The sequence below is a fragment of the Vicinamibacteria bacterium genome (assembly GCA_035620555.1).
GTDB lineage: Bacteria > Acidobacteriota > Vicinamibacteria > Marinacidobacterales > SMYC01 > DASPGQ01.
On sequence record DASPGQ010000356.1, the window covers coordinates 1 to 4,189 of the forward strand.

The following is a 4,189-nucleotide window of genomic DNA, read 5'->3' on the forward strand; positions in this document are numbered from 1 at the left end:
ATTATCGCCGAGGAAGCGTTCGACGATCTGGACGGTCCCATCGTAAGGGTGACCGCTCCCGATACGCCGGTGCCTTACGCTGGGGCTCTCGAGGATGCCTTCATCCCTGGAGTCGAGGATGTGGCGCGAGCCGCCCGTGAGCTCGCCGCCTACTAATCACGCGGAACGAGAAAGGGTCGACCCGAATGACCGAAGTCATCATGCCCCAGATGGGCGAAAGTATCGCCGAAGGTACGATCATCAAGTGGTACAAGCAGGTAGGGGATCGAATCGAGCGCGACGAGCCTCTATTCGAGATTTCGACCGACAAGGTGGATACCGAGATCCCGGCGCCGGCCTCGGGCATCCTCGCCGAGGTCAGGGTTCAGGAAGGTGAGACCGTCGCGATCAACACCATCGTGGCGCTGATCGAGAGCGAGGGCTCGACGACGAGAACCGAAGCGGCTCCCCCCGACGCCAAACCGCAGGAACCGACGTCGAAGGCGCCTCCGCCTCCTCCCCGGGAAGAACGCGCGACCGACGGGCCTCGAAGCTCGCCGCTCGTGCGGAAGATGGCCGAAGAACACGGCATCGATTTGAGCGAGCTCACCGGTACCGGGCGTGACGGAAGGATCAGCAAGGGGGACGTTCTCGAGTTTCTCGAGAAGCGAAAGGCGGCGCCCCCGGCGGAAGCTCCGCCACCTACGCCGTCGGTTCCACCGCCGCCACCGTCGCCGAGCGTTCCCGCCCACGAGCGCCCGTCCGAGGCGCCCGTCGGGCGCGTCGAAGTCGAGCCCATGAGCGTGATGCGGAGGTCCATCGCCGAGCACATGATCGTCTCGCGCCGCACTTCCGCTCACGTCACGACCGTCTTCGAGGCCGACGTGAGTCACATCGTCCGGGCACGCGAGGCGGCCAGGCACGTCTTCGAGAGAGACGAGGGCGTCAAGCTCACTTACACGCCGTTTTTCGTCCGCGCCGTCACTTCGTCGCTCAAGAACTTTCCCGTGATCAACGCTCGCATCGACGGCGACACCATCGTCTACAACAAGGAATACAACATTGGAGTCGCCGTTGCCCTCGACGACGGCCTCATCGTGCCCGTCATCCGCCAAGCGGACGAGAAGAGCTTTCTCGGTCTCGCTCGCGCCGTGGCCGATCTCGCCGAGAGAGCGAGAACGAAGAAGCTCCGACCGGAAGAAGTGCAGGGAGGAACCTTCACCCTGACGAACCCCGGTCCGTACGGGGCGCTCTTCGGAACACCGATCATCAATCAACCGCAAGTCGCTATTCTCGGTCTCGGTGGAATCCACAAGCGGCCGGTCATCGTGAACGATGCGATCGCGGTGCGTTCGATGGTCTATCTGGCCCTGTCGTTCGATCACCGGCTGATCGACGGCGCAACCGCGGATCAGTTCATGGCGGACGTGAAGCGCCGGCTCGAGGGCTGGGACGAGAAGGTATGGTAGCCTGATGAACCCGAGACCGCCCTGGCTCAAGGTCCGGCTTCCGAGCGGCGAGAGCTATTTCCGGCTCAAACGCATCCTCGGCGGACTCGATTTGCACACGGTCTGCGAGGAGGCGCGCTGCCCGAACGTCGCGGAGTGCTGGGGGCACGGCACGGCCACGTTCATGATCCTGGGGGACGTGTGCACCAGAGCCTGCGGCTTCTGCGCCGTCAAGACGGGTCTTCCCACGTCTCTCGATCGTGACGAGCCCCGGAGGGTCGCGGAGGCCGTGGTGGCGATGGAGCTCGACCACGCGGTCGTCACGTCGGTGAATCGGGACGAGCTTCCCGATGGGGGCGCGTCGGTATTCTCGGATACGATCGAGGCGATACGCCGAAGGCGGCCGAGCACGTCGGTGGAGGTCTTGATTCCGGACTTCCAGGGTTCGCTCGCATCGCTCGAGACCGTTCTCGCCGCCCGTCCCGAGATCGTGAACCACAACATCGAGACCGTTCCCCGCCTCTACAAGCGGGTACGGCCGGGCGCGAGCTACGCTCGATCGGTCGAGCTGCTTCGGCGGGCCAAGGAGCTCGCACCGGGCATCGTGAGCAAGACCGGCATGATGCTCGGACTCGGTGAGAGCGCTCGAGAAGTCGAGGAGGTCATGCGTGAGCTCGTCGAGACCGCGCACGTGGATGTCCTCACCCTGGGGCAGTACCTTCAGCCCACGAAGGCTCACCTGCCCATCGAGCGATTCGTCGAGCCTGGGGAATTCGAGGAGCTGGCCAGGAGAGGAAGGGCGATCGGGTTTCGTCATGTCGAGGCAGGACCTCTCGTGAGGAGCTCCTATCACGCCGCGAATCAGGTGCCGGTCTAGCGGCTTTTTCGAGCGACGGCGACCAGGGACAATCCGAACGGCAGCGAGGTGCGGCCGATCAGGATGGCTTCGAGGCTGAGCACCTTCTCGAGCAAAGCGTTCAGTAAGGGCGACGTCGCTTCGACGTCGGAGCCCGAACGGGTCGAGCGGCTGGCACGGCGGCGCACCCAAGCCACCGGAAACAGGAAGAAATTGGCGAACGACACGAAGATCGGCTCGAGGCCCGCGTCACGCAGCTTCGCCGTGAGCTCCTTCTTGCCGTAGCGCTGTCTCGTGTGCACCGCTTCGTCGTGGCGGCTTCGCATTTTCTCGAAGGCGGGCACCCGGATGAGAAGCGTGCCACCGGGTCGCAGCACCCGGGTCATTTCGGCAAGCGCAACGGCGTCCTCCGGCACTCCGCGATGGTAGATGACGTCGAACGAGGTAACGAGATCGAAGATCCCCGAGGGGAAGGGAAGTCGGGCGACGCTGCCATGAACCAGAGGGGTCGGGCCTCTTCTCCGTGCGAGCTCGAGTGCCATGAACGCGAAATCGATCCCGGTCACCGACCCGTATCGGGCGAGCGTCGGCAACATGCCGCCGGTCCCGCAGCCGGCATCGAGAACCCTCCTCGAGGCCTCGGAGCTCGTCTCCGCTCCGAAACGGTCGAGGAGGGCAATCGAAATGGCCTCCATGCCACGAAACCACCACAGAGACTCTTCCAGCTGGAAGAGCTTCTCGAACTCTTCGGATTCCACCGCCGGAAGTCTACCGCGGTCGACGGGATGGTCGGGCCTCTACGCTGCCCCGCCTTGGCCGGCGAGGGAGAAACCTGGGATTACTTGATCGCTGCGAGAAAGCGGTAAAACATTCGCGAATCCGCGCTTGAGGTGAGTATGGTCGTCGGCAAGGCAAGCTCCATTGTAATGGAGGAAGTGAAAGATCCTCAGGAGCTTGCCGCGGCCGCTCCCAAAGGGAGCGTTTCGACCGCAATACGGCTTGGCTTCAGGCAAACTTCGTTGAGGTCTATTGAGTAGACTTCGCTCAAAATCAGCCCGTCATGAATTGGTCTACAGGGATTGAGCGGTTCGGTGATGATCAGCCGTCGAGCCCGCGTCGGCGTATTCACGCCGGTGGCTCAGGTGTGGTTGTAATATAACCATAACACGGTTAATATTCAACCATGTTGCGGCGCCACGTTACGCCTCGACTCGAACAGGCGTTGAGCGATACGCCCGTTGTCCTTCTTCATGGGGCTCGGCAAACGGGCAAGAGCACTCTCGTTCAATCGCTTGCCGAGTCGGGCTCTTTCCGCGGCCGTTACCTCACTCTTGACGATGCGACCATCCTGGCAGCCGCTTCCAGCGATCCGGACGGTTTTCTCGCCGGGCTGGAACTTCCCATCATCTTGGATGAGGTCCAGCGCGCGCCAGGATTGTTTCCTGCCATCAAGATGGCCGTTGATCGCGCGCGCAAGCCAGGATCCTTCCTCTTGACGGGCTCCGCGAACGTACTCTTCGTGCCGCGCGTCTCCGAATCGCTGGCGGGTCGCATCGAGCTGATCCCACTGATGCCGTTGTCGCAAGGCGAAATCGAGGGTCGCCGCGAACGCTTCATCGATGCCGCTTACGATGAGGAAATCTCGCGCAAGCGGATATCTGCCGAAACGCGCGACGAGCTGATCTCCAGGATGCTGCGAGGAGGCTATCCCGAGGTCGTCACGCGCAAAAATCCAGATCGGCGCGCGAGCTGGTTCGGCTCCTACCTCAATACGATCCTGCAACGCGACGTCCGTGACCTATCACACATCGAAGGATTGACCGACTTGCCGCGACTGCTCTCGCTGCTCGCGGCACGAGCATCCGGACTTCTCAACGTGTCGGACATCGCGCGGCTCGCCGACATT

At 62.9% G+C, this 4,189-nt stretch carries 5 protein-coding genes; 4 read left to right on the forward strand and 1 reads right to left on the reverse strand.

Annotation, left to right across the window (positions count from 1 at the left end; genetic code table 11):
• Nucleotides 1-3: 3 nt before the first annotated feature.
• Genes VEK15_14510 through lipA form a run of 3 tightly spaced genes read left to right on the forward strand, consistent with a single transcriptional unit; the run spans nucleotide 4 to nucleotide 2,304 of the window.
• Entirely contained in the window at nucleotides 4-156 is a 153-nt protein-coding gene (locus VEK15_14510) for a transketolase C-terminal domain-containing protein (protein HXV61906.1), read from the forward strand.
• 29 nt (nucleotides 157-185) lie between these two features.
• Nucleotides 186-1,448 (forward strand): dihydrolipoyllysine-residue succinyltransferase, encoded by a 1,263-nt coding sequence (gene sucB, locus VEK15_14515; protein HXV61907.1) that lies wholly within the window; start codon nucleotides 186-188, stop codon nucleotides 1,446-1,448.
• Between the two features lie 4 nt (nucleotides 1,449-1,452).
• Entirely contained in the window at nucleotides 1,453-2,304 is an 852-nt protein-coding gene (gene lipA / locus VEK15_14520; GenBank protein ID HXV61908.1) for a lipoyl synthase, read from the forward strand.
• Here lipA and VEK15_14525 read toward each other — a convergent pair.
• Nucleotides 2,301-3,041 carry a class I SAM-dependent methyltransferase gene (locus VEK15_14525; GenBank protein ID HXV61909.1) on the reverse strand — a complete coding sequence of 247 codons (741 nt, stop codon included), beginning with the start codon at nucleotides 3,039-3,041 and terminating at the stop codon, nucleotides 2,301-2,303. The two genes, lipA and VEK15_14525, sit on opposite strands and share 4 nt — an antisense overlap.
• Nucleotides 3,042-3,466: 425 nt before the next feature.
• On the opposite strand from VEK15_14525, the gene VEK15_14530 reads away from it, so the two are divergent.
• On the forward strand, nucleotides 3,467-4,189 hold a 723-nt coding region (locus VEK15_14530), incomplete at its 3' end, for an AAA family ATPase (GenBank protein ID HXV61910.1).